We start from the raw sequence: 21,119 nt of genomic DNA on the forward strand, positions 1-21,119 counted from the left end.
GAGGCGGCTTTTCACCGCTAGTAGTAACGGAGTAATTGGAGGCGCATCATCGGATTAACATGGGGCGCCCTCTATACCGAATTAACTCAAGGAAGAGTAAATTATGTCAATGTATGAAGTTGGCACCATAACGGGTGCAGCAAACCAGGCAAAGGTTACTGGTATTTCAACAAAGTGGTCGGAGTCCGCACTTGGTATTCAGGAGGGCTCGATTCTTGTGGTTTATCGCAGTGGAAGCGCGGATCTGTATGCCATCAAATCAGTAAATAATGACACTCAACTGACCCTGACGAGAAACATAACAACTGCTTTTTCTGGCGCGAAATATGGAATTATCACGTCAGAAACAGCGAGCACATCGTCTTTTGCGAATCAGCTTGCCAGCGCATTTACTCTTTGGCGTAACGTTGTCCAAGGATGGTCTACAGCCCTGACCGGAAGCGGCGACATTACGATGACAGACCCTATAACAGGTACGTCTGTGACTGTTCCTGCTGTATCTGGGATGGCGAAAGCATCTGACCTCGCGGAACTCAGGAACTCACTGAAAGATTCAGCGAAGACGAGCGCAGCAAACACGTTCACACAGACGCAGATATTCAGTAAGGGGGTTACTTTCAGTGCCACTATAACGGCTGCAGGGCAAATTCTCAGGAAGAATAGCAATACACAGTTCACTGCCATCGACGCCGGCAACCTTGAAATTAGCAGCGACACTACGCCGTATATTGATTTTCACCACAAAGGTAGCTCTGCAGATTATACGCATCGAATTATCACCGAAGACGGGGCTTTAGCGGTTTATCCGGGGCTGCGAGTCCGTGGCGGTCTCGGGGTTTATGGCATTGCTACGCAGTACGGCGATCTGTACGGGCAAGCCTTCATTGCCAGATTAAACACTGACCCTGGAAACATAGCAAATGGCACCGTGTTACAAGCGCCACGTTTTACGTCAAGATTTAATACGCGCGGTAGTGATGGCAACGTTGATGGCGGACAGGCGGCTATGTGGTTCGAAGAGCAGGTAGGGACAAACCACCGACTAATTCTTTCTGTTGGTGGATTTTCGCAACCAATACAGTATTGGCAATTCCTGGCCGACGGCAATATCTACGGAAGCCAGCGCGGTAGCGTGCAGTTTCTGGGGACGTCTGACGCTCGCCTGAAGCACGATATCACGCCTACTGATGGGCAGCAGTCAGTAGACCGCATAAAGGCGCTGGAGCTGGTGACGTTCGTCTATAACGACGACGAACAGAACCGCGTCCGCCGGGGGATCATCGCGCAGCAGGCCGAGGAAGTAGACGAGCAATACGTGAAACACGTTAATATTTCGTACCTGGATGGTAATAAGCAGGTTAACAGTGAGCGCCTTCAGCTCGACAACAACGTGATAATGATGGACACGCTGGCGGCGGTGAAGGTACTGATTAAGCGAGTTGAAGCGCTGGAGAATAAAATTAACTCATCAGAAGGGAGCGACGCCATAAATACAAACCAGAATACCTTCGATACAGGCGTGGACATGAGTAGTGAGCAATTAAATTAATCCAATTTGTATGTAAGTACTTACCTACAATTAGTTTCTAATTTATGATATAAATCTGCCATCCGATTTGACTTATTCATGGAGGAAGACATGTCAAACGAGATGGCAGGCGTGACGCCAGAGCAGGTGGAGCGCATTGCCGCAATTGTTGCGCGAGAAGTCGTAGGAAAATTAAGTAAGGAGCTTCGCGATGATATTGGCCAGGAGGTCAACGATCAGCTGCGAACCTACTTTGGCGATATGACTCCGGCGCAACACAGCATTCAGCATTCCAACCTGGACAAACTTCTTAATCGGCTCGACACGATTTCAAGCGGGTTCTTTGGAGGCATTATTTCCAAAATTACCTCGTTCCTGATCACCGTGCTGCTTTTGGGTTTGGCCGCTTATGGCGTGAAAAATGGACTGCAATAACAGGAGAACAAGGATGAGTACTCCAAGAGGCATTCGTAACAGCAACCCTGGCAACCTGGATAAAGGGTCGCCGTGGCAAGGGTTAGTAAACAACCCGGCGGAACCGCGGTTCTGCACTTTTAAAGACCCCGTATGGGGGATTCGAGCACTGACAGTAACGCTCATCACCTACCATGATAAGCGCCGCGCAAAAGACGGTTCCAGCATCGATACGATCCGTGAAGTCATCGAACGTTGGGCGCCGCCGCATGAAAACAACACTGCCGCCTATATCAATGAGGTCTCTAAAGCTGTAGGCGTGACGCCGGACATGATCATCGATCTGCATGACTACAACACTATGCGGCCGCTGGTGGAGGCGATTATTCGTCATGAGAACGGTCGTGGCCCGTTGAAAACACTCAACAGCTGGTATTCGGCCGAAGTTATTGACGAAGGTATGCGTCGCGCTGGTGTCGTTAAACCGGTAACTGCAGTGAAAGCCGTACCTGTCACGAAAGAAACTGCAGGCGCAACGGTGACTGCAGGTATCGGTATTGCGCAGCTGGCGGACGTAATGCCGCAGATCTCCGTTGCGATGGATAAGGCCCAGGGGCATATCACCAGCGGGGATACCATTCGCATTATCTTCGGTATTGCGACCATTGTTGTCGCCGGCTTTATTGCCTGGTCGCAAGTTCGTAAGCATCAGGCAGGAGTGGTGTAACCATGAACGGCAGCCTGCTTTCAAAGGTCAAATCGACCATCATGACTTTGGCTGCCGTCTTCTTTGTGCTCGTTGGGGCGTACACCTGGGGTGGACGCGCTGCCCGGCGGGCCATGGAAGAAAAGGCGCAGAGAGAAACCAACAAACGGCTTCAAGGCACAGTGGATGTGAAAAATGAGACGATTAATGAAGTCAGGACTAAGGATGCTTCTGCCGTTCATCGCGAGCTTCGCGATAAGTGGATGCGTGATTAAACCTCAGACCGTGGGCGTACAATTCTGTGATGGGGCAAACCCTATCTACATCAGCAAGGACGACGCCCTGACAGAAGAAACTGAGAGAGAAATCCTGATCCACAACACGCTGGGTGAAAGAATTTGTGATTGGGGGCGGTAGCATTTTATGCCCCGCCGCATAGGATACGCTGCGTTACACTACCTAAACTATGGCGTATCCTCTTTTCTTCACATCTGTCGTCAGAGCTTGATATTCACGGCATCTAACTGTGCTTCATTCAACCTCATGTTGAATGATCCTGCTTAATGATGTAGATTTGATATGACTACAGTCATAACGTGTAGTCACATTCAAGCTACGCATACTCGTAGCCTCTAAACCCCACAGGGGGTCGCCGCACTGACATGAGATTGTTAACGGCTAAGGTGGAAACATGCATAACGCACTTAACTCATCACGTTCTATTCAAACGATTAGAGACTGTACCAACATGATCGCATCGGTTCCTTTGCGTCATTGGGATGACTCGCTCCAAATCCGAGAAATGAGCAAACCAGGCGAGCTTAAGGATCAGCGTTTCATAGTTACACTTAAGAGTGATGTAGAGGCAGGCAGCTTTACTATCAAATTGTTTGCTGAGTTGATGATTCTGAACAACCGTTTGCGCTTCCTCGTGAAGCCCGAAAAACAGTTCCCAGAAGTCGTTTACTACGAAAGACAGATTTTTTCGGATATCGAGAGTAAAATTGCTACGTTTGTTAAACACAAATACAGCGTAGATGTTAGTCTTGTCCGTACAGATAAACCAATGGAAATGCGGCTTGCAAACTAGATGGCACCTTCACTAATCGCGGCTTACAACAAAGTTCTCGCAGACTTCCCTGAGTGTGAAGAAAGAGAAAAAATCCGAGTCGGCTATACGGTTGGCTCGGATTTTTCAGTTTTACGCCTTACAGAATGGGCGCTAAAGGGTTCAAGTTACCAATATTGCCTAACTGTATCCGTGGTAGGGGCGCCTCACAACGAGTGGTTGCAAGAGGTCGCAATTGACCTTAATGACACTGGTCATGAAGAAAATCATATTGTTGACACCATTCGCTCCTTAGTGGGTTCAGAACCTGAAGATGACGATGGCATACAGATTGCTAGATTTGTCTACAAGGATTTCCTGTTTTGTTCACAACAAGGTTCTCATGTTGGAGTGCAGATAAAAGGGGCTTTTGTTGATCCCGGCAAGGAGCAGAAAGGTCTCGCTCGCTTGATATATGGCTTCCTACTTAACTGGCATGAGCACCTCATTTGCGATGATCATCAAACAGTTTATGGTGCCAGGATATGGGCAGTTGGTATGCTTAACGTTGGTAAAGTAAAAGTTTACGATAACATAAAGAAGGTTTTTGTAGATGTGCTTGCTGAAGGTGGCGTAGGAATAAAAGGATTCAAGCCTTGGGACGCCATGATGCTCAGTGAAGCGCAGCTGCGGCACTGGAACCCTATGCATATTAGCATCAATCCCTCATCGCAAATTTTAACCATCATCTCGGCTTCTGACAGACATGTGGATTACGGGATCACGGTGTTAAACAGTAGACCCGTCAGACCGACATTCTCTGTCACCATTTAAACCCGCTGCGGCGGGTTTTTTGATGCCATCTTTTAACAAGCTCAAAGTACCTAGCATTTCACCTTTACACCGCAGCCGTAGGCATTTAGGCTATATCGCATATAAGAAAACAAGTTGTTTCATACGACGATAAATCACACGTAGGGATATCACGAATGACTCAGATCATTGTGGTGGGCGGCACCAAGGGTGGCCCAGGCAAATCGACTGTTGCGCAGCAAATTGCAGCCTGTCTGAAAATCAAAAAGAAAAAGAAAGTACAGATCACTGATATCGACATCCAGCGCACCACGACAGGATGGTGTGAAGACCGCCGGCACAATGAAGAACTGGAGCTGATCCCGTTCGCCTATGTCCAGGATGACATCATCAAACACATCACTTCGCTTCGCGGCCGTTTCGATTACGTCGTCGTTGACGCTGGTGGTTTCGACTCCGAAATTCAGCGCCAGGCTATGCTGATGGCCAACGTGATCCTTATCCCGCTTCGCCCGAAACGCCGCGATCTGAAATCCTTGCGTGACATCGACCCCATCGTCGACAGCGTTAGCAGCGTGAATGACCAAATCAAAATCCGTGCTGTAATGAACCAGTGCCCGTCTCTGCCCTCCCAGGCTGCGCGCATTATCGCTGCAAAAGAAATTGTCGAAACCTTTGGCATCGAGGCGGTACCGGTGAATCTTTACAACCGCAACGTCTATGACGATGCCGAAGAGGCGGGTCGTTCCATATTTGAGATGACCGGAGCCGAACGTGACAAAAAGGCTGAGGCCGAGATTGAAGCATTAGTAGAATACGTAATGACCTTGGAGGGTGAATAATGTCCATGAAAATGGGTGATCTGGCAAAACGTCCGGCTGCGGAAGCTGCTGCGCCTAAAAGCAGCACCCCGATGCGCCAGCCCGTCCGTCCACAAGGCCGTCCAACACGTGGCAAAGAGAAAATCAAAAGCCGCACGATGTCTCTTGAAGACGAGTATTTCGAATTACTGGAGATGATGAAGTTCATCCCTCGCTTCGAGAAGTTCACCCGTTCTGATGTGATACGTGCAGCCATTTTCCATCTGGCAGAGAAGTCCCCGCAGGAAATTGAGGACATCGTAAAGATGAACGAGGCGATCACCGCTGCTGATGTGACGATGCGTACTGACGAAATAAAACGCGAGTTGATGAAGAAAGGTTGATATGGATAAATTTTTGTCTAGACATTTAGGTTGGTTTATAGGCTTAGCGTTTGCCATATTAGCCGCAATTGTGTTTGGCAAAGTTATCGGCTTGCTAGGAATTTCGAACCAAGGAGTTATTTCTGTTGCTGGTTCAATGATAGGGATGATATGTAGCGGATTATACCGCAACACTTTAAAGTATGTTAAATCCGAAGAATACAGATTAAAAATACAAGAGTATAAAGAGAAACGTGACGAAAGTGTCAAGAAAGAGCGAGAGGAGTTAAAGAGGAAGACAATCGTCGAACTTTATCTCTTGAATGAAAAGAAAACCTTCATCAAGGTTAAGCTTCTCTCTGTGATTATGATATTTTTCGGCGCAGCACTGAGCTACTTATTTGGCTATGGTTATATCATTACCATCACTGGAACTGTAGCCTTTGCTTTACTGGAGCTAAAAGAGAGAATTTTGGCTTATCGTATAGCTAAAGGCTTTTTCGGTAATAATAGCACTGAAGCTATCCAATTACTTAAATTTATTGAGACCAATATCGACACCATTGATACTGGTAGTAGTGGCGGCAAACGTAAAATATTGAATGACCCTGTTTTAGAAGAAATCCCAAATGAGAATTTGGGAAAGGGGGCTTTGGATGCCAGATAAAGATCTGACAAGTAGATATCTCAACAGAGCAATGGATATTTTGCTATTAGGCTATCCACTTAGAACTGTTTTTGGGTCGCTAATCGGCGCTGTACTGTGGGTTGTACTTCATATTTTCACACCATTCTTGCTTACCAAAGGCTTTGCTGTTGACTGGATATATAACGCTGGTTGTTTTGTTGTTGGCGTATTGATCATGAATATCAAAACAATCATTGAAGTGTTCAATGGTGATGCAATTAGCGAGAAATTTGGCAGTTCGTTGAGGCATATCGATAAGCGTCAAGATTTGTCGGATGAACAAAAAAGGTATTTGATTAACAAGTTATTGAGTGAGCATATAGCGAATCTTACTGACAACCAAGTTAAGGAAGTTGAACAAAGAGTTACGGATAAGTAAATTTAATCAATGCTATTAGAAAAGACTTTTAATATTTTCGATGGTCTTTTTATTGGTTAAGATAATTACGTGTTCCATTTTGCGTTTCAATATAAAATAGTGGAAAAAATGCTATACAAATACGTAGGGCATGAAGACCCAAACGAATTAATCAAAATTCTCAAGTTCTTCATCGAAGATGGAACCATCCGAGCCACCCGGCCGCACGAATTCAATGACCCTGCCGAATTCAAAGCCAAATTTAGTTTTGACGCCACGATACCGGAGAAGCGTGTTCGATATCATGAAATGTGGCCCGGCAAAAGCGACGATGACAGTGATAACTGGTTAAGAGGGCGAACCAAAAACGCCGAAGAGTTTGACGCCTATATGCTGCGCGGAAATCTGCTTTTGAATACCGGCGTGATATGCCTCACCAGAACTGACACTAATTACCTGATGTGGTCGCATTACGCCAGATCCCATTCTGGATTTTGCATAGGGTTTGATGACGCTATTGTGGAAGCGCTGGATGACCGACACACAGCGTTAAACGGTGATGTGGAGTACGTAAAATCGCCACCTGAAGTGAACTTCTATACCGCTGATGTTTACGACATTGTCAGAGCCATCTTTCTGCACAAGGGGGAGAGCTGGAAGTACGAAGAAGAATTTCGGATTGTCTCTGAACTGCCAGGGCTTAAAAAGTTCGATACCTCGCTCATCAAAGAGATTTCTATCGGATGTAAACCCTATCGAGAGCTGGAAAATTTTGCCCGCGAGTTGCTGGACAGCAATCTCGCCGTATACAAAATGCTTTGCCCGACTGACTCGTACCAACTGAAGCGTGTGGAACTGGACAAGAACCTTTCTTTTCAAGGTTACTAGTTCTGGCTGCTTCAATTAAGAGCCTGCTTCTCTAGATAAATACTAAGTTACTTATTATTATTTATATGGAAACAGGTTTTTTATACCAACTGTCCCAGACATATTCCCTTCCGTTTTCACTTCCAAAAACAGTCACTAGTCGCTATGATTTGCCAAGCAATAAGTAAGTAATTACCTATCGGTGGGGCATGAGCCAGATCTTTTTTGAAACCATAAACAACGGCCAGTACGACTTCATGACAGAGTGGGACACGGCTGTCATGGACAAGTGGGTTGCGGAAAACATCGGTCTTTCACGATGCCAGGGGGAGGCTGAACTCTTTGATACTAAGTGGTTTGACTATCGCGACATGCACCCGCTGATGGCAACCTGTCTGTTCACCGAAGCCTATAAGCGCGCATACTCACAGATCATGCTGTCTCATGGCCGCGAGCATTTCGAGACGGCGCCATTCAGCACTGGTCTGAAACGCTTACCTTATCAAGAGCTCTCGGTGGTGAACAAAACATCCCTCTGGAAAGCTCGCCAGTTTGCAGATCGATATTGCTGCTCTTACGACTATTTTATATCAACCGTTCTCTCTGCAGCTGCGCGTCGGCTCTGGGACAAATTACCTCGCCCTCAGCATCTCTGGCAGCCAGAACTGATTGAGATCTTCGAAAGCAAACTCGCCAGTCGTGCGGGAACGCGTCTGGATGACTCTGTAGTGAGTTTTAAGCACTTAGGAGACATGCAGCATGACCCAATTCAGGAACGTTACTTTGAATGGGTTCTGGAGCGTTTGAAGCACATCACCCGTGATAAGCGTATCCGCACCATCTTCTCTGCTGTCTGGTTGATGGAGCTGGTGCCTGAGCGCCTTATCTATGCCCATTACCCGGAAGAACTTGAAGAAGCACGGCGACTGTGTTGATTGCCTGCTCCATATATTTACGATTAGAAAACAACTTGTTTAAGCACCAAAGGATAACAAACACATGACCGAACTTTGCCACACGGGACGAGGGTTGTCTGAAGAGTTCGACGACGACTTCCAGAATCGTCTGGCGGCGTATTTTTGCCGCGATCATGAGTTTCTGACTCGTGCCGGCGATCTGGTTGCCCCCAACCAATTCTCCAATGCGGCGAACGCCATACTGGTGAACATGGTATCGGGCTATTTCAGAATGTATAAGAGCGCGCCTTCATCGGCGGCCATCCTCGATATGTTGAAGCGTGCTAAACGCGATAAGACGATCAGAGAAGAGATGTTCCCGGACGTTGTGGCGGCGTTTAAGCGAGTGCTCTCGGAAAAACTCTCTGATACGGCTTACATGGTCGACCAGGTCGCGACGTTCGCTAAAAGTGTAGCGTTCGACGATGCGTTGATTAAAGCGGCCGAGATGAAGGAGAAGGGCGACTTCCAGGGAGCGATGGCCATCATGGCCAAAGTGCAGCAGATCGGTTCTAACGAAGCGACGGGCATTTATGACTATTACGCCTCTGCAGCGGAACGTTACAAGGCCCGTGAATATGAAGCCTCTGATGATTACGTACCGAACAGCATCACCACCGGTCTTCCGCTGCTGGATCGTATGCTCTATCAAAAAGGTTGGGCGAAACGTGAGATGGTGCTCTTCATGGGGTTTGCGAAATCAGGTAAATCGACAGCTATGGGGGAGTTCTCCATTAACGCAACGCTGGCCGGCTACAACGTTTTGTATCTTTCTCTCGAAGTGCATACCTCGATTCTCTCCGATCGCTTCGATGCACGGCTATCTGAAACGGAGATGTCAAAGCTGGTAGAGCAGCGTGACGACGTTCACCGGAAACTCGCGGAGCTTGGCGCGACGAAAGGGGTGGGGAATCTCTGGGTGGTTGAGCGCCCGTCAGGAAGCATGTCGCCTGCAGATTTGGATCGTATGCTCAATAGCATGAAAGCGAATGGCATGATCCCGGATATGGTGGTGGTCGACTATGCGGACTTGATGCGTGCCAGTTACGACCTCCGTGACGACCGGGCGAACATCCGTTCTATCTACACCGATCTGCGTGCTCTCTACGATAAGCACAACGTTGCAGGAATTACGGCATCTCAGACCAACCGTGAAGGTGGTTCATCCGAAGTGGCCACCATGATGCACGCCGCGGACAATATTGAAAAAGTCCGTATTGCCGACTTAGTCATCACTATCAACAAGACTGAGGAGGAAGAAGCCAAAGGTGAAGCACGACTCTATTTTGCTGGTTCTCGTAACCAGAAGGGCGGAGTGAGTATTCGCGTTAAGCAGAACCTCGAACAGATGCGCTTCATCGAGCGGATCATGGAAGTTCTTTAAAAAAATAGGCGTGGGGCAAAGACGGATAACATCCCCACGCTCTTTCAAATTACCTTTTGTTTAATCACAAAAGGAAAAACACATGAGCCTTTATGGTATTCAAAAAACGAGGCTTATTAAGATATTGCCTTTTAAAAACTGCGGTAAATGACAATGAGTGACCTCAAAGAGTTACTGTCCGAGCTGGATTTCGAACAATGGCTGGATATGGAAGGCATCATCTATCGTCGCGGCGGTGTAAGCGCCCGCGGCCGCGAAGTGAATATCAAAGAATGTCCGGTATGTGGAAGCACTAACTGGAAGGTCTATTTCAACCTGACCAACAACGTCGGGAAATGCTTCGCCGGTGATCACCCAGAAGAAATTCAATTTAATAAGCTGGTTTTCCTCAAACACTACAGCGGTAAGTCTCGTCGTGCCTTCGAGGAATACGTACATAACGCACTCCTGTCTCAAGGTTGGGCGCCAATAAAAGAAGAGGTTGTGCTGGCCAGTGCTGTGGAACTTGAAGGCCCGGTGGCTTTACCGCGGCATTATGAGCTACCAATTGACGGTCGGCTGCCGGACTATCTTGTTGAGCGGAACATTACCCCGGAACTGGCCAAATACTTTGACCTGCGTTACTGCGTCGAGGGAAAACATGCTTATGTCGACCCATATACCGATCAGGTTAAAGGGCAGGCATTCGATATGCGCATCCTGATACCGATTTACGATCTGAATGGGGTGATGAAGACATTCCAGGGGCGTGACGTCACCGGCGCAGCAGAACGCCGATATCTCTTCCCAATGCAGCTGCCGGCATCCGGGAGGTTTCTCTATAACGGTCATAACGCAGTTGGTAAGCAGACCGTCGTCGTCTGTGAGGGGGCTTTCGATGTCATGGGGGTTAAGCGAGCGATATTCGACGAGGAAACACTCCGGGAGTACGTAGAGCCCATTGGCACGTTCGGGATGCATCTGTCCGGAAACACGACTGTAGACGCAGAAGACCAGCTGGGCGCGTTTCTGTCGTTAAAGGCTGATGGTCTGCGAAACGTCATCATGATGTGGGATAGCGAGAAGCAAGCGATCCGAAACACAATGGCGGCCGCCAGACGTTTAACCAGTATAGGGTTAAATGTGAAAATAGCCTGTCTTGGAGAAGAAGGGCTAGATCCCGGGGAGGCCACCCAGGAACAAATTCTCAAAGCTTATTATCGCGCAAAACCCTACTCTAAGCAGCTGGAGCTGCAGAGCAAGGTTCTCGGTATAAGAGTGTTTAATTCGTGAGACGCAATGTTGGCTGCCAAAAGAGGGCAGCCAACATGGTTATTTAGAATCTTTGGACAATACTTTTCCAGCTAACTCCGCAATAGATGATGCACCATCCAGTAAAGACGGTATGTTTTCAGAAGTAACCTGTATCGGACTGAAAATTAACTTCTCAAACAATGACCAGGATTCCTTTTCAGCACCAGAGTTATTTTTTGTCTCCACGTAGTCATGTATAAACTCACATAGACTAAGACGCTGTTCTATTTGAAGCATCTGGGCCTTGATGGCCTTGCCCTCAATATAATACAGGCGCATAAAATAAAAGAATAACAATTCCAATGATAATATTGGCAGGAAATAGAATAATGCGTTTAAATTAAATTCTACGGGGAAGAAATTATAGATGTGATTCAATAAAGCAAGTAAAGGTGTAGCAATTAACCATGAAGAAAAGATAATTACACTTCTGTGATTTGTGACGTATTCTGATTTTTTGGTTTTCAAAAGATTTGAGAAAGCTTTGCTCAGCAGAACGAAGTTATATTCACTTTTGTACTGTTTGAGTTTATCGTCATATTCTGCGAGAGACTGTACTGAAGCGCTAGCAGATTTTATAAGTCCTTCAATATCCTTTTTAAGGATGTCTGCCTCTTTGTTTACATCACTGATCCCTCTCTTTATCTCTCTTGTGATTTGTTCTTCGAAAAGACCTACGCTTCCTGCTATCATTCTCAAAGTTGAGAATTGTTCAGATAATAATAAATCCTTAGTCAACGCTGCAGGCATAGAACGTTCAATCCAGATGAAAGAAACTGGGATTTCAGACGGTGGATTGAGTCTGTCCAATCTTTCTAATATAGTTGGCCTTAAAAACATTGGACGGCCAAAATCGTCAGATGCCCAAAAACTGTATTCAAATAGTATTCTTAAAACTTTGTTAAGAAAATAAAACTTATCCGTTATTAATTCCTGTAAACTTGGAATATTTCCTTGTTCCAAAAATTTTTGGTTGTAATGCGTGTATTTGTCAAGTAAGTCTAAACGATTCTTATATAGGTTTTTTAAAGTGCGCCAGCTCACTACTATAATAGAGTCTGCGAAAACTGAATCGTCAATACTATGCAAATCGTCAGGAATTTCATTGTAGTTAATAAGGTTTTGGTCGATAAAGTCGCTTATTTTGTTAAGTTCTGCTTGATAAGACTCATTCCAAAAAGGCATATATTCCTCATTAATGCTGTATGCATATAACCTTTAATTTCATTGAATGGTGTTCACACTAAAATTAGAATGAGTTCACCCAACCTTTACCATGTGCTCGAATATACTAGCAGAGTACGAACAGCATTTGTAAGGTTAAAGTTGCTTCGATGTAATGCTTCTCCCCCTTCCAGAACAAATCAAAACCATCGTAAAACCTCTGTCGATGACAAGTCATGTCATGTACCCTAATTGAACACTTAGATAAGTATCCAATTACTTACTTTATTATGATAATTTACTTTCTGGTTGTGGAGGACATCACATGAAAGAAGATATCGAACAGGCAGTTTTAGAGATGATCAAGAAGTCAGGCGTAGAGCTTGGCGAGGGCGAACTGGAGAGCATCATCGATGCCTCATTCAACACGGCATCAGAGCATATATCGAATGCGCTATCCTGCATTCCTCTCAAAGAAGGGGCGACACATACGTCGGTGTTGGTTTGGTACGCAAAGACGCCTGAAATGCCAGGTACTGTTCAAAAGCGTGTAGCTCTGGTTGCGTTCATCGTCCCGCCGCTTGAGACCGGCATTGGGCCAGTCGGGCGTTTTGGCGCCTGGTATGACGACAAAATCATCTTCTCAAACTGCTACCAGATGGAAAGCAGAGAAACGCTTGAGAAGAGCGTGGACGTGACTCTAAGAGCCGTAGAAAGCAAATGCGAGACAGTAGGAGAGGCTTTCGTCAGCATCATGACTTCTCCCGATGTTGAAAAGCGCCATGTAGATCTGGTGGCACCACCAGGCTTGTTGGAAATGATTGTCTCTGGAGATTACAACAAGGCTATAGCGCGTGTTCGTGAGCTGGACTATGGGCGTATCTGCGACTTGTGTCGTAGTGATCTGGATTTAATCAACGTGATCGTTGAGGCTGGCCGCGTCTGTGATGGGGTGTTGGCGCAATACGCAAGTAAGATCAGTCGTTTGGCCAATGAAATGCCTATGCTGATTCAGGAAGCCAAATCCCACGCCGTTCATGCCGCAAACGACCTGCTAACCCCTTATCGATACGAAGCCGCAAGTGACAAGATGACCGGCTGGGCCACCTGGTAAGCCGTAACTATGTACTGTGTCCCCGTACAGATTTATTTAAACTTAGTAATAAGTAAGTACAAGATTATCATTTAGAGAAATGGCTACCAAAACTGACTTATCAAAAATCCCTTCGATCTCTGGACTCAACGGCTACTCGCTGCGTTGCCCGGAAGTGAAGCTTAACGGACATGCCTCGTTCTGCAGCTACACCGTCTGTCAGCACACGATCATTGCCTTCAAAGAGAAGCGACTGCCGGCGTCATCGTTCACCTCCTGTGCGACCGCTATTTCGGCCGGAAAATGCCAGGCGCTGAAAATGATGGTGGAGGAAATCCGGCAAGGTGAGTCGCTGTATTTCGTCGATATGCCGGCGCTCATTGAAGAGGTGGAGGAAAGAAACCGAACAGCAAGAACTCTGCAGCCGAAGAGAGGCAGTGCATCTATCTACAGTGGAATTAAAGGGAAGCGCCAATCTTCGACCGTTGCTGAAACTGGCCGACTGCCGGATGCCAGCGAGATTTATTCAGAACTTATCAAAGAAACCTTAAAGGAGAAGACCGACTAATGGAGAAGCTGATCGCGCTTAAACATAAGCTGGACGCCATTAAAGCAATGGGAACGAACGCCAAGAAAGAGGCGCTGGCCAGTATGGATGACTTCGAACAAAGAATGGTTTCACTCATGCTGAACCCATTTGTTCGTTTCGGGGTGAAGAAATACAAAGTGGCCGATCCACTTAGCAAGTCCGTACCCAGTGATCAGAAAGCGATAGAGCTGCTGGAGAAACTGGCTGCCCGGGAGCTTACGGGGAACGCAGCCATTACTGCGGTCGAGTCTTTGGTTGCTTCGATGTGTGCAGACGGTCAGGACGTATTTCGCCGGTTCCTGCTGAAAGACCCGAAAGCCGGCGTCGGCATAAGTCTCTGCAATAAGGTGTTCCACAACCCGATCCCGAAGTTTGAGGTGCAGCTGGCCACCGCCTATAAAGAAAAAGGCGACAAGTACCCCTTCAAGGCAAATCCCAAAGCCAGATGGCCAATGATAGGCAGCCTCAAACTGGATGGTCTTCGGGTTATTTGTGAAGTGATCGTGGACGATGAAGAGGTTAACTTTCTGTCTCGTACCGGAAACCCGATCACATCTCTCGATCACCTGAAACCTGCCATGTTGGAGCTGGGCAAGCTCTCCGGCTACAAACACATCTTTTTCGATGGTGAAGGTACTGCAGGTTCTTTTAACAATTCAGTCTCAGCGCTACGTAAGAAGAACGTGAAGGCGGTTGGCGCAACCTATCATATCTTTGATTTCTTCCTACCAGAGTGGCGCGTACAGGCTAAAACAGTTGAATACCAGAAGAACGGTATGAAGCTGAAACAGCGTCTTTCTCTGTTGGTGGCCTGGTTCAGAAATACACGCGGCCAGGATTATGCGGCTGACATTCATATGCATCCCTTCTACATCATCTACAGCCATGAAGACTTTGTAGAGCGGTTTATGAAGCGTCTGGACGATAACGAAGAAGGAGATATGGGCAAAGACCCGGATTCTGTATACGAGTTCAAGCGCACCCGCAGCTGGTGGAAATTAAAAGATGAAAACGAAGCTGATGGTGAGATTATCGGCTTCCTAGCTGGAGATCCGGATGCCGGCTTTGCTCATACCCTCGGCAAAATCGTTATTCGCCTCGAAGATGGAACCGAGGTCCGCGCTTCTGGAATCAAGCATCGCTACCTCGATGAGATCTGGCATAACCAGGACAAGTACATGGGCCGTATTGTGAAGGTGAATTTTCACGAGTACACGCCAGATGGCAGTCTGCGTCATCCGCGGCTTAAGTGGCCCAAATGCCTTCGCGATACCGAAGAACGTGTCGGAGATAAAGAATGATGCTCGGTTGGATGATTGTTTTTTTGGGTGTCGGCTTCGTCATCGGAACTTTGGTGACGCTCAGCAGCATTAACGATTACGTGAAGCGCGGGCTGATGGAAAGACGTGGCCGCGTATACCGCATCATCGACATTACTAACACGCTAAAGGAGACTGGCGATGATCGTCCTGAGTAAGCGAGAGAAGGAAACCCTGCGTGAAATCAGCCAATGGTCATGTTTCTACGCTAACTGGAAACCCAAGACGCGAGCCAAACTCGAACAGATGAACCTGGTGGCCAATGTCGAAACGGAAGGAAAGGTGGAGAACTACCAGCTGACGAATAAGGGGCGAGAGCTGCTGGAGCAACTGATTGAAGCAGGAGAATACACATGATTCCATACATCGTATTGTCTTTTTCTGGAGGCGTCGCCCTTGGCTTCATCATCTGTCATGACTTGATCAAGCAGGAACTGAAGACCAAAACACTACGTATCGGTAAGCGGGTATATCGCGTCGTTCACGAGACAGGGGTATCAAAATGAGCAATCTAACCTCGTTTGACTGGTGGATAGGCTTGTACTTTGTGGCTTCTGGTGTCGCAGTAGCTTTTACGATTGGCCAGTCCCTGGTAAAGCTACTGCTTTTAAGATTCGCCAGTCGCAAGCGTATCGATGACACGCTTTGGTGCCTTGGATCTCTACTTGAACAGCGTTACGGCGAGCTGAAGGAAGGTGCAACCCTTTGCATAAAGGCAAAACGTTTCACGGCCACAATCCAACGGACGCAGGATGAGAAGCCAGTTCTGATCAAAAAAGGAACAAACGAACGCATGAAATAATAGGTAAGTATTTACTTATTAGATTGATACAACTATGATTGGCTTGTTTTCGTTGAGACGCGACTGTTTGAACGTTTAAAGATAACTGCAAACGACAATCAGTACCTGGCAGTAGCTTAAAAAGCTAAACACCAGCGAGGTCAGTTTCCAGCCTCGTCACCGAAATGGGACACACTAAGCGAGTGTGATTGCAAAACGCAGGTAGGGCATCTGGTTAATCAGTGCCCTTACCGATGAGGTAACAGAATGGGCGGTTGGGTATTATGTCCAACACATCCCGGCTCCCAAAGACCCGACCGTCTATCCTGTTACGTCATTTCTGTTACTTATGTCGTTTAGTCTTGGGTTAAAAATGGCGACGTAACCCGGCTGGTTTGGTGAGCCAGCACGCAACGTTGAGACCACTGGTTTTTGCATCACAGAGGCAGAGCCGGCAGACATGTAGGGCCAAGTACATTAATCCGTCCCAGTGGTCTCAACGTTGTGGCCACGGATTCATTATCCTTCTGGTTATAGCCATTGTTGTCACTGCCTCGTGGCCACAACGATTAAATGATTCCATACATCTAAGTAGATCTGAATGAAAACCCTCCTCAACCCTCGGAGAGTATTTAAAGATCTTGGCTTGTAAGCGTTTGGTGAAAACGTAAAGCACAAGTGGCAGAAAGCTGGTAGGACTGCTGCGAACGTCACCGGTGAATCGGCGATACAGCCCCACAAGTCCGTAAATCGACAGGGGCTGACGGTGTCAACTTTAGATGGTGTAGCTCAGTGGTAGAGCGGTTGACTGTTAATCAACTGGTCGGTGGTTCGAATCCACCCACCATCGCCACAACGGTAAGGGTATTTGGACGACAGCAAGGAAGGCGCGCTCTTTGGCTGTTCGCGACGGATCTGATTCCCTGAATGCCCTTACCGTTGTGATGAATTGCAGCTCGTTGAAGCAACCAGAAGATAAGCATCTGGCGTCACAACGAACGGAGGATAGAGGGCATGGCGCCCAAGCGGTCTTGAAAACCGTCCCATTGCGAAAGCGATGATGGTTCGATTCCATTATCCTCCGCCAACACAGCGTTGAGCGGTTTGGTTTTGTTTTTCTTATCGAAAAGACTCCGCCTGTAACATGGCCAGACCGCTCAACGCTGTGATAGACATTACGGCAGACGTTCTTTAACCATAGCTTCTAGCATCTTAGCAACACTTTTTTCAGCGCAAAATCAAAAGGGGCTTCGGCCCCTTTTTTGCTAAATATATTATTTAAAACTGAATGCATTGAGCTCTGATTTGTAAATATCAACCATTTCCTCAACTTTAGTCACTATTCCGTCAATCAATTCCTCTTTCATGGGATTAGTATTGAGGTTTAAATATGCTTTATATAAAAAATATTTATCTAGATTACTTTCAATATCTTCAGCGAATCTATTAGTAACTCCATTAGTCAACAAGATACCTGTCAGTCTGCTATTGAAAGGATGTTTAATATAAATTTTTATTAGCCTTTTTAGCTCTTTTTCGTCCTTGATAACTCTATTTTTGAATCCAGATATATTAAGCTCCCAGCCGATAATATTAGGAAGCCAAGAATCGAACTCGGCCACTTTTTCGGCCGATTTTTCCATATTCAGCTTGATGCTATTTCTCATATGTAGAGGCAAGTCATTGAATATTTGCAACAAATGTTGTTGGCAAGGATTGTTATACGACCACAACACTGCGAACGTAATTCTGTTATGCGGACGTGACACTTTGATATTAGAGGGCACACAACCACGAACCATTTTATCAACATAAAATTCTACGTTTCTTCGATATTCTTTGTTGAAAATTTCAGCAACATAGGAATCCAAGTAATGAATTTTAGATATTGCATCTTCAAAAAAAACTTGATTTTCAAAGAAGTTATATTTATTCAGGAGGTTGTAAAGTTTCTTTGCATCGTAGGTTTTATTATTATCGATATTAAGACCAAAAATAGAAATCAGTAGGCTTACTTTTGGACTAATGCTATTGCGCAGCTGCTCTATGTAAGATCTCTTTTCATTATCCGCTGATGATGGTAGATAGAAATCTTTATCCAAATACGTCAAAATTAAAATTATGTGGTTAATATACTTGATGTAAGCAGGTTTTTTTGTTGCATGATAATAAATTCCCCTGATGATATTCATGCCCAATTTAACATTAAGCTCACTGTCAGCGAGCAAGGTCTTATTTACGTCCTCAAGCAATTTATTATGCTGTTCAAGTAATATGCCGTACCATTCCTTAAAGGAGGCTTTTTTCATTTCAAGGAGTGAATCCGCCGTTAGCTGGGTCGCTTTCATTGCTGCTTTTGCACTATGTCTTGCCTCGTATGCAGCCCAGGCAGTAGCAAAAAAAGCAAGAGAAGTGGCAAGCGTGCCTATAACCTCTACGTTTTCCTTAACAGTATCCCAGAAAATAATCATCACTGTCCCAAGTATAAGGATTAACAAAACAGGCATTTTTCAGTGTCTTTGGTTAATTTTGAAACTGTATGATACCTAATGAAACATACCATTTCAGCTATTTTAGTTTTTCATGACAGCTCAGCGCCCCAACCCACTCAAAACGCGTTCTATCTGGAAAAGTAAATAGGTAACTACTTACTTACATTTGCGTTCTCTTTTAGGTATAGTTCGTCTGGTTACTCACTTGAAAGGACTCAATATGGGAAACAAACGTAAACAGGCGCGACGCGCAGCTCGCCAGGCACTTAAGTCAAAATCGCGTATTCTCGGCTACGAGATCGACACTATTATCGTAGACGAGCTGTCCTCCGCCGCCCCTGCTCTGCCCCCAAAACCGAAGCGTGACACTTCCCCCATAGAGGCACGCAATGAGGCCCAGGCCCACTATCTTATCTCCCTTGATAGCAAAGCACTGACGTTCGCCACTGGCGAAGCCGGCTGCGGTAAAACCTTCCTGGCGACGGCTGTCGCGGCGCAGCGATTACTCAATAAGGAAGTAGACCGAATTATCGTTACGCGCCCTGTACTGCAGGCAGAAGAGGATTTGGGCTTCCTGCCTGGCGATATGGCCGAGAAGTTCGCTCCGTTCTTTCGTCCCGTCTACGATGTGCTGCAGAAACGCCTGGGCGCTTCATTTCTCGAATACTGCCTCAAACCAGAGGTGGCCAAAGTCGAGATCGCACCCTTCGCATACATGCGCGGTCGCACGTTCGAAAACGCTGTGGTCATCCTCGATGAGGCCCAGAACGTGACGGCGTCACAAATGAAGATGTTCCTAACTCGGATGGGTGAGAACGTAACGGTCATCGTGAATGGTGATGTAACCCAATGCGACCTGCCGGGTAATGTTAAATCTGGTCTTGAGGACGCCCTGCAGCGGTTCCAGCCATCTCGCCAGGTAGGGCTCATTGAGTTCACGGCCGAAGATTGCGTGCGCTCAGAGCTGTGTAAAGTGGCGCTTCAAGCCTATCTGTAACAAAGACTTTTGAGGCATATATGACACCAGAGCAATTTGTGTATTGGCTGCAGGGGTTCGCTGAGTTGGGCGACGATCGGCCGACAGAAGCCCAATGGGCTAGCATCAAAGACCACCTGCAGACCGTGTTCGAGGAAATGGCGCCGCCAGCACATGTATCGAACATCGGCATGGCACTGCACAGGACGGAAGAAAACATCACATCTCTATCTTAATAAGGAAGATATGGAAACCAAGAAAGAATTCTTACCTTTGCCGTTCGGTGTGGCCGGCTACTATCCACCTGGTTCTGAGATCGGCCGCAACCCCCAGTTCTCCGAGGATAAACGAGAGAAAACAATGAACTTTGTGATTTATGGACGAGAAAATTGCTCCTTCTGCAAGCGAGCCGTTGAGCTGGCGAAGCAGCTGCAGGGGCATGGATATGGTGAATATCAGTACATCGATATTGTCGCTGCCGGGATCGATAAACAAAAGCTGAGTGACATGGTTGGGAAGCCGGTAGAAACCATTCCCCAGGTGTTTTTGGACGATGTTCCAATCGGCGGTTACGCAGAATTTGCTGCTTTCGCAAGCACTCTGTAATACAATACGGCTCCGTTTGGGGCCGTTTTGATTTGTCGCTTTTGATAACAGAGCGTACACTTAGGTACGAGCCATTTAGCTGTAAAGAGGTTTTATGCATTTAGAAAATTGCTTGGAAGATTTGAGCGTCGTTAGCAACACCCTTGCTACTGTGACCTCTAGTGTTTCACGCTTTTTAAATGATAAGCCTAAGTCTAAAGCCAAAACTTCTGGGCGAATCGTTTTAGAGGTGCGTGCGTACAAACGGTTTAGAGGTACGCTTACTCCTACAGCAAAGTATACGGGCTTTACTGAACGGGATTATGTTAAGACCGAAGGCATACCCGTACAAGAGCATGACGTGGCGTCAGAGCTGGTTAATTTTGAAGAAAAATTGACTTTGCTTACGGCTAAACATGTTCAAATTGCTCGCATTCTCTGTGGGTTAACCGCTGAACAAATCCTGGAACACTACAGTGAAAGCGATTACGAGGGCTTGCAGAATGTCGTCGGTGTTATCCGTAGCCTGGAGTTTGTTGTTAACAAATTCACCAACGAAGCGGCTCAGCCTCATCCTTATCTGAAAAAACTCAGCCATGTCATTACCGAGTATCGACTTGCCGTGTCTGACGTACTGATGATTCTTGATCAGTGTTTTAACGAGGTTAATGTTATCGAATCTCAGACAGGCCTCATCGATGAGGATGTCTTTGCCAACTTCTCTCTTCATTAAGGTCCTTAGATGAAGGTAGAATGGAATCGTGAAAGTTACACTAAATTTTTAGAGCCGACCTTCAGAATTAAACCAGACCTGAAGGTTAGTTTGCTTGAGGATTTTAAGACCTTAAAACGAGGCTTCTTCCCAGACATTTTTGGCAAGAA

General features: G+C 46.5%; 27 protein-coding genes and 2 tRNA genes. 27 read left to right on the forward strand and 2 right to left on the reverse strand.

From position 1 onward, the window contains the following. Positions 1–103: 103 nt before the first annotated feature. The 14 genes from CWM54_RS24800 (at position 104) to CWM54_RS24865 (ending at position 11,217) form a co-directional block, all read left to right on the forward strand. On the forward strand, positions 104–1,549 hold the full coding sequence (locus tag CWM54_RS24800; RefSeq protein ID WP_047065843.1) for a tail fiber domain-containing protein: 1,446 nt from the start codon (positions 104–106) through the stop codon (positions 1,547–1,549). A 90-nt stretch (positions 1,550–1,639) separates the two neighbouring features. Continuing rightward, the gene (locus CWM54_RS24805) at positions 1,640–1,963 is read left to right on the forward strand and encodes a hypothetical protein (protein ID WP_004109805.1); all 324 of its coding nucleotides are present in this window, start codon (positions 1,640–1,642) and stop codon (positions 1,961–1,963) included. A gap of 13 nt (positions 1,964–1,976) precedes the next feature. Further along, positions 1,977–2,669, forward strand: a complete 693-nt coding sequence (locus CWM54_RS24810; RefSeq protein ID WP_047065842.1) for a membrane protein — start codon at positions 1,977–1,979, stop codon at positions 2,667–2,669. Between the two features lie 2 nt (positions 2,670–2,671). After that, positions 2,672–2,923, forward strand: coding sequence for a hypothetical protein (locus CWM54_RS24815; protein ID WP_032422981.1), 252 nt, complete (start codon positions 2,672–2,674; stop codon positions 2,921–2,923). Between the two features lie 416 nt (positions 2,924–3,339). Continuing rightward, entirely contained in the window at positions 3,340–3,738 is a 399-nt protein-coding gene (locus CWM54_RS24820; RefSeq protein ID WP_047065841.1) for a hypothetical protein, read from the forward strand. After that, positions 3,739–4,530, forward strand: coding sequence for a hypothetical protein (locus CWM54_RS24825; protein WP_100698841.1), 792 nt, complete (start codon positions 3,739–3,741; stop codon positions 4,528–4,530). Between the two features lie 155 nt (positions 4,531–4,685). Further along, entirely contained in the window at positions 4,686–5,351 is a 666-nt protein-coding gene (locus CWM54_RS24830; RefSeq protein ID WP_021313115.1) for an AAA family ATPase, read from the forward strand. A gap of 5 nt (positions 5,352–5,356) precedes the next feature. Continuing rightward, a complete protein-coding gene (locus CWM54_RS24835) occupies positions 5,357–5,713 on the forward strand; it encodes a hypothetical protein (protein WP_014342115.1) in 357 nt (118 codons plus the stop codon). Position 5,714: 1 nt separating this feature from the next. Further along, positions 5,715–6,359, forward strand: coding sequence for a hypothetical protein (locus tag CWM54_RS24840; protein WP_047065839.1), 645 nt, complete (start codon positions 5,715–5,717; stop codon positions 6,357–6,359). Continuing rightward, complete coding sequence (locus CWM54_RS24845) at positions 6,349–6,759, forward strand: hypothetical protein (protein ID WP_047065838.1); 411 nt, start codon at positions 6,349–6,351, stop codon at positions 6,757–6,759. Before CWM54_RS24840 ends, CWM54_RS24845 begins: the two co-directional genes overlap by 11 nt. A 108-nt stretch (positions 6,760–6,867) precedes the next feature. Beyond that, positions 6,868–7,626, forward strand: coding sequence for a DUF2971 domain-containing protein (locus CWM54_RS24850; protein ID WP_047065837.1), 759 nt, complete (start codon positions 6,868–6,870; stop codon positions 7,624–7,626). A 188-nt stretch (positions 7,627–7,814) separates the two neighbouring features. After that, positions 7,815–8,540: a hypothetical protein gene (locus tag CWM54_RS24855; protein ID WP_100698843.1), complete on the forward strand. Its 726-nt coding sequence runs from the start codon at positions 7,815–7,817 to the stop codon at positions 8,538–8,540. Between the two features lie 64 nt (positions 8,541–8,604). Continuing rightward, entirely contained in the window at positions 8,605–9,945 is a 1,341-nt protein-coding gene (locus CWM54_RS24860) for a DnaB-like helicase C-terminal domain-containing protein (protein ID WP_004110189.1), read from the forward strand. Between the two features lie 147 nt (positions 9,946–10,092). Further along, a complete protein-coding gene (locus CWM54_RS24865; protein ID WP_165785962.1) occupies positions 10,093–11,217 on the forward strand; it encodes a DNA primase in 1,125 nt (374 codons plus the stop codon). A 39-nt stretch (positions 11,218–11,256) separates the two neighbouring features. Here CWM54_RS24865 and CWM54_RS24870 read toward each other — a convergent pair whose 3' ends face one another. Then, positions 11,257–12,423 (reverse strand): hypothetical protein, encoded by a 1,167-nt coding sequence (locus tag CWM54_RS24870; RefSeq protein WP_100698847.1) that lies wholly within the window; start codon positions 12,421–12,423, stop codon positions 11,257–11,259. 304 nt (positions 12,424–12,727) lie between these two features. Between CWM54_RS24870 and CWM54_RS24875 the strand changes: the two genes are divergently transcribed. From CWM54_RS24875 to CWM54_RS28920, 9 genes are all read left to right on the forward strand, one after another. Next, positions 12,728–13,516 carry a hypothetical protein gene (locus CWM54_RS24875; protein ID WP_100698849.1) on the forward strand — a complete coding sequence of 263 codons (789 nt, stop codon included), beginning with the start codon at positions 12,728–12,730 and terminating at the stop codon, positions 13,514–13,516. A gap of 79 nt (positions 13,517–13,595) precedes the next feature. Next, the gene (locus tag CWM54_RS24880) at positions 13,596–14,063 is read left to right on the forward strand and encodes a hypothetical protein (RefSeq protein ID WP_100698851.1); all 468 of its coding nucleotides are present in this window, start codon (positions 13,596–13,598) and stop codon (positions 14,061–14,063) included. Continuing rightward, positions 14,063–15,385 carry a DNA ligase gene (locus CWM54_RS24885; protein WP_100698853.1) on the forward strand — a complete coding sequence of 441 codons (1,323 nt, stop codon included), beginning with the start codon at positions 14,063–14,065 and terminating at the stop codon, positions 15,383–15,385. Before CWM54_RS24880 ends, CWM54_RS24885 begins: the two co-directional genes overlap by 1 nt. A gap of 11 nt (positions 15,386–15,396) precedes the next feature. Then, entirely contained in the window at positions 15,397–15,561 is a 165-nt protein-coding gene (locus CWM54_RS28190; protein ID WP_162822972.1) for a hypothetical protein, read from the forward strand. Next, positions 15,545–15,760, forward strand: a complete 216-nt coding sequence (locus CWM54_RS24890) for a hypothetical protein (protein WP_100698855.1) — start codon at positions 15,545–15,547, stop codon at positions 15,758–15,760. The genes CWM54_RS28190 and CWM54_RS24890 overlap by 17 nt, the downstream gene beginning before the upstream one ends. Continuing rightward, positions 15,757–15,909: a hypothetical protein gene (locus CWM54_RS24895; protein WP_023279478.1), complete on the forward strand. Its 153-nt coding sequence runs from the start codon at positions 15,757–15,759 to the stop codon at positions 15,907–15,909. Before CWM54_RS24890 ends, CWM54_RS24895 begins: the two co-directional genes overlap by 4 nt. Continuing rightward, on the forward strand, positions 15,906–16,205 hold the full coding sequence (locus CWM54_RS24900) for a C-type natriuretic protein (protein WP_100698857.1): 300 nt from the start codon (positions 15,906–15,908) through the stop codon (positions 16,203–16,205). Before CWM54_RS24895 ends, CWM54_RS24900 begins: the two co-directional genes overlap by 4 nt. 757 nt (positions 16,206–16,962) lie before the next feature. After that, positions 16,963–17,037: transfer RNA gene (locus tag CWM54_RS24905), tRNA-Asn, on the forward strand. A gap of 147 nt (positions 17,038–17,184) precedes the next feature. Then, a tRNA-Ser gene (locus CWM54_RS28920) sits at positions 17,185–17,271 on the forward strand. Between the two features lie 187 nt (positions 17,272–17,458). Here the strand turns inward: CWM54_RS28920 and CWM54_RS24910 are convergent. After that, complete coding sequence (locus CWM54_RS24910) at positions 17,459–18,655, reverse strand: hypothetical protein (RefSeq protein WP_133123770.1); 1,197 nt, start codon at positions 18,653–18,655, stop codon at positions 17,459–17,461. A 241-nt stretch (positions 18,656–18,896) separates the two neighbouring features. On the opposite strand from CWM54_RS24910, the gene phoH reads away from it, so the two are divergent. From phoH to CWM54_RS24930, 4 genes are all read left to right on the forward strand, one after another. Then, positions 18,897–19,673: a phosphate starvation-inducible protein PhoH gene (phoH, locus tag CWM54_RS24915; RefSeq protein ID WP_047065828.1), complete on the forward strand. Its 777-nt coding sequence runs from the start codon at positions 18,897–18,899 to the stop codon at positions 19,671–19,673. Between the two features lie 20 nt (positions 19,674–19,693). Beyond that, entirely contained in the window at positions 19,694–19,888 is a 195-nt protein-coding gene (locus CWM54_RS24920; RefSeq protein ID WP_100698859.1) for a hypothetical protein, read from the forward strand. A gap of 124 nt (positions 19,889–20,012) precedes the next feature. Continuing rightward, complete coding sequence (locus CWM54_RS24925) at positions 20,013–20,258, forward strand: GrxA family glutaredoxin (protein ID WP_100698861.1); 246 nt, start codon at positions 20,013–20,015, stop codon at positions 20,256–20,258. A gap of 94 nt (positions 20,259–20,352) precedes the next feature. Next, positions 20,353–20,970 (forward strand): hypothetical protein, encoded by a 618-nt coding sequence (locus CWM54_RS24930; protein ID WP_072059428.1) that lies wholly within the window; start codon positions 20,353–20,355, stop codon positions 20,968–20,970. Positions 20,971–21,119: the final 149 nt, after the last annotated feature.

This window comes from Klebsiella sp. D-Nf1, from assembly GCF_002810515.1.
GTDB classification, from domain to species: Bacteria; Pseudomonadota; Gammaproteobacteria; order Enterobacterales; family Enterobacteriaceae; genus Klebsiella; species Klebsiella variicola.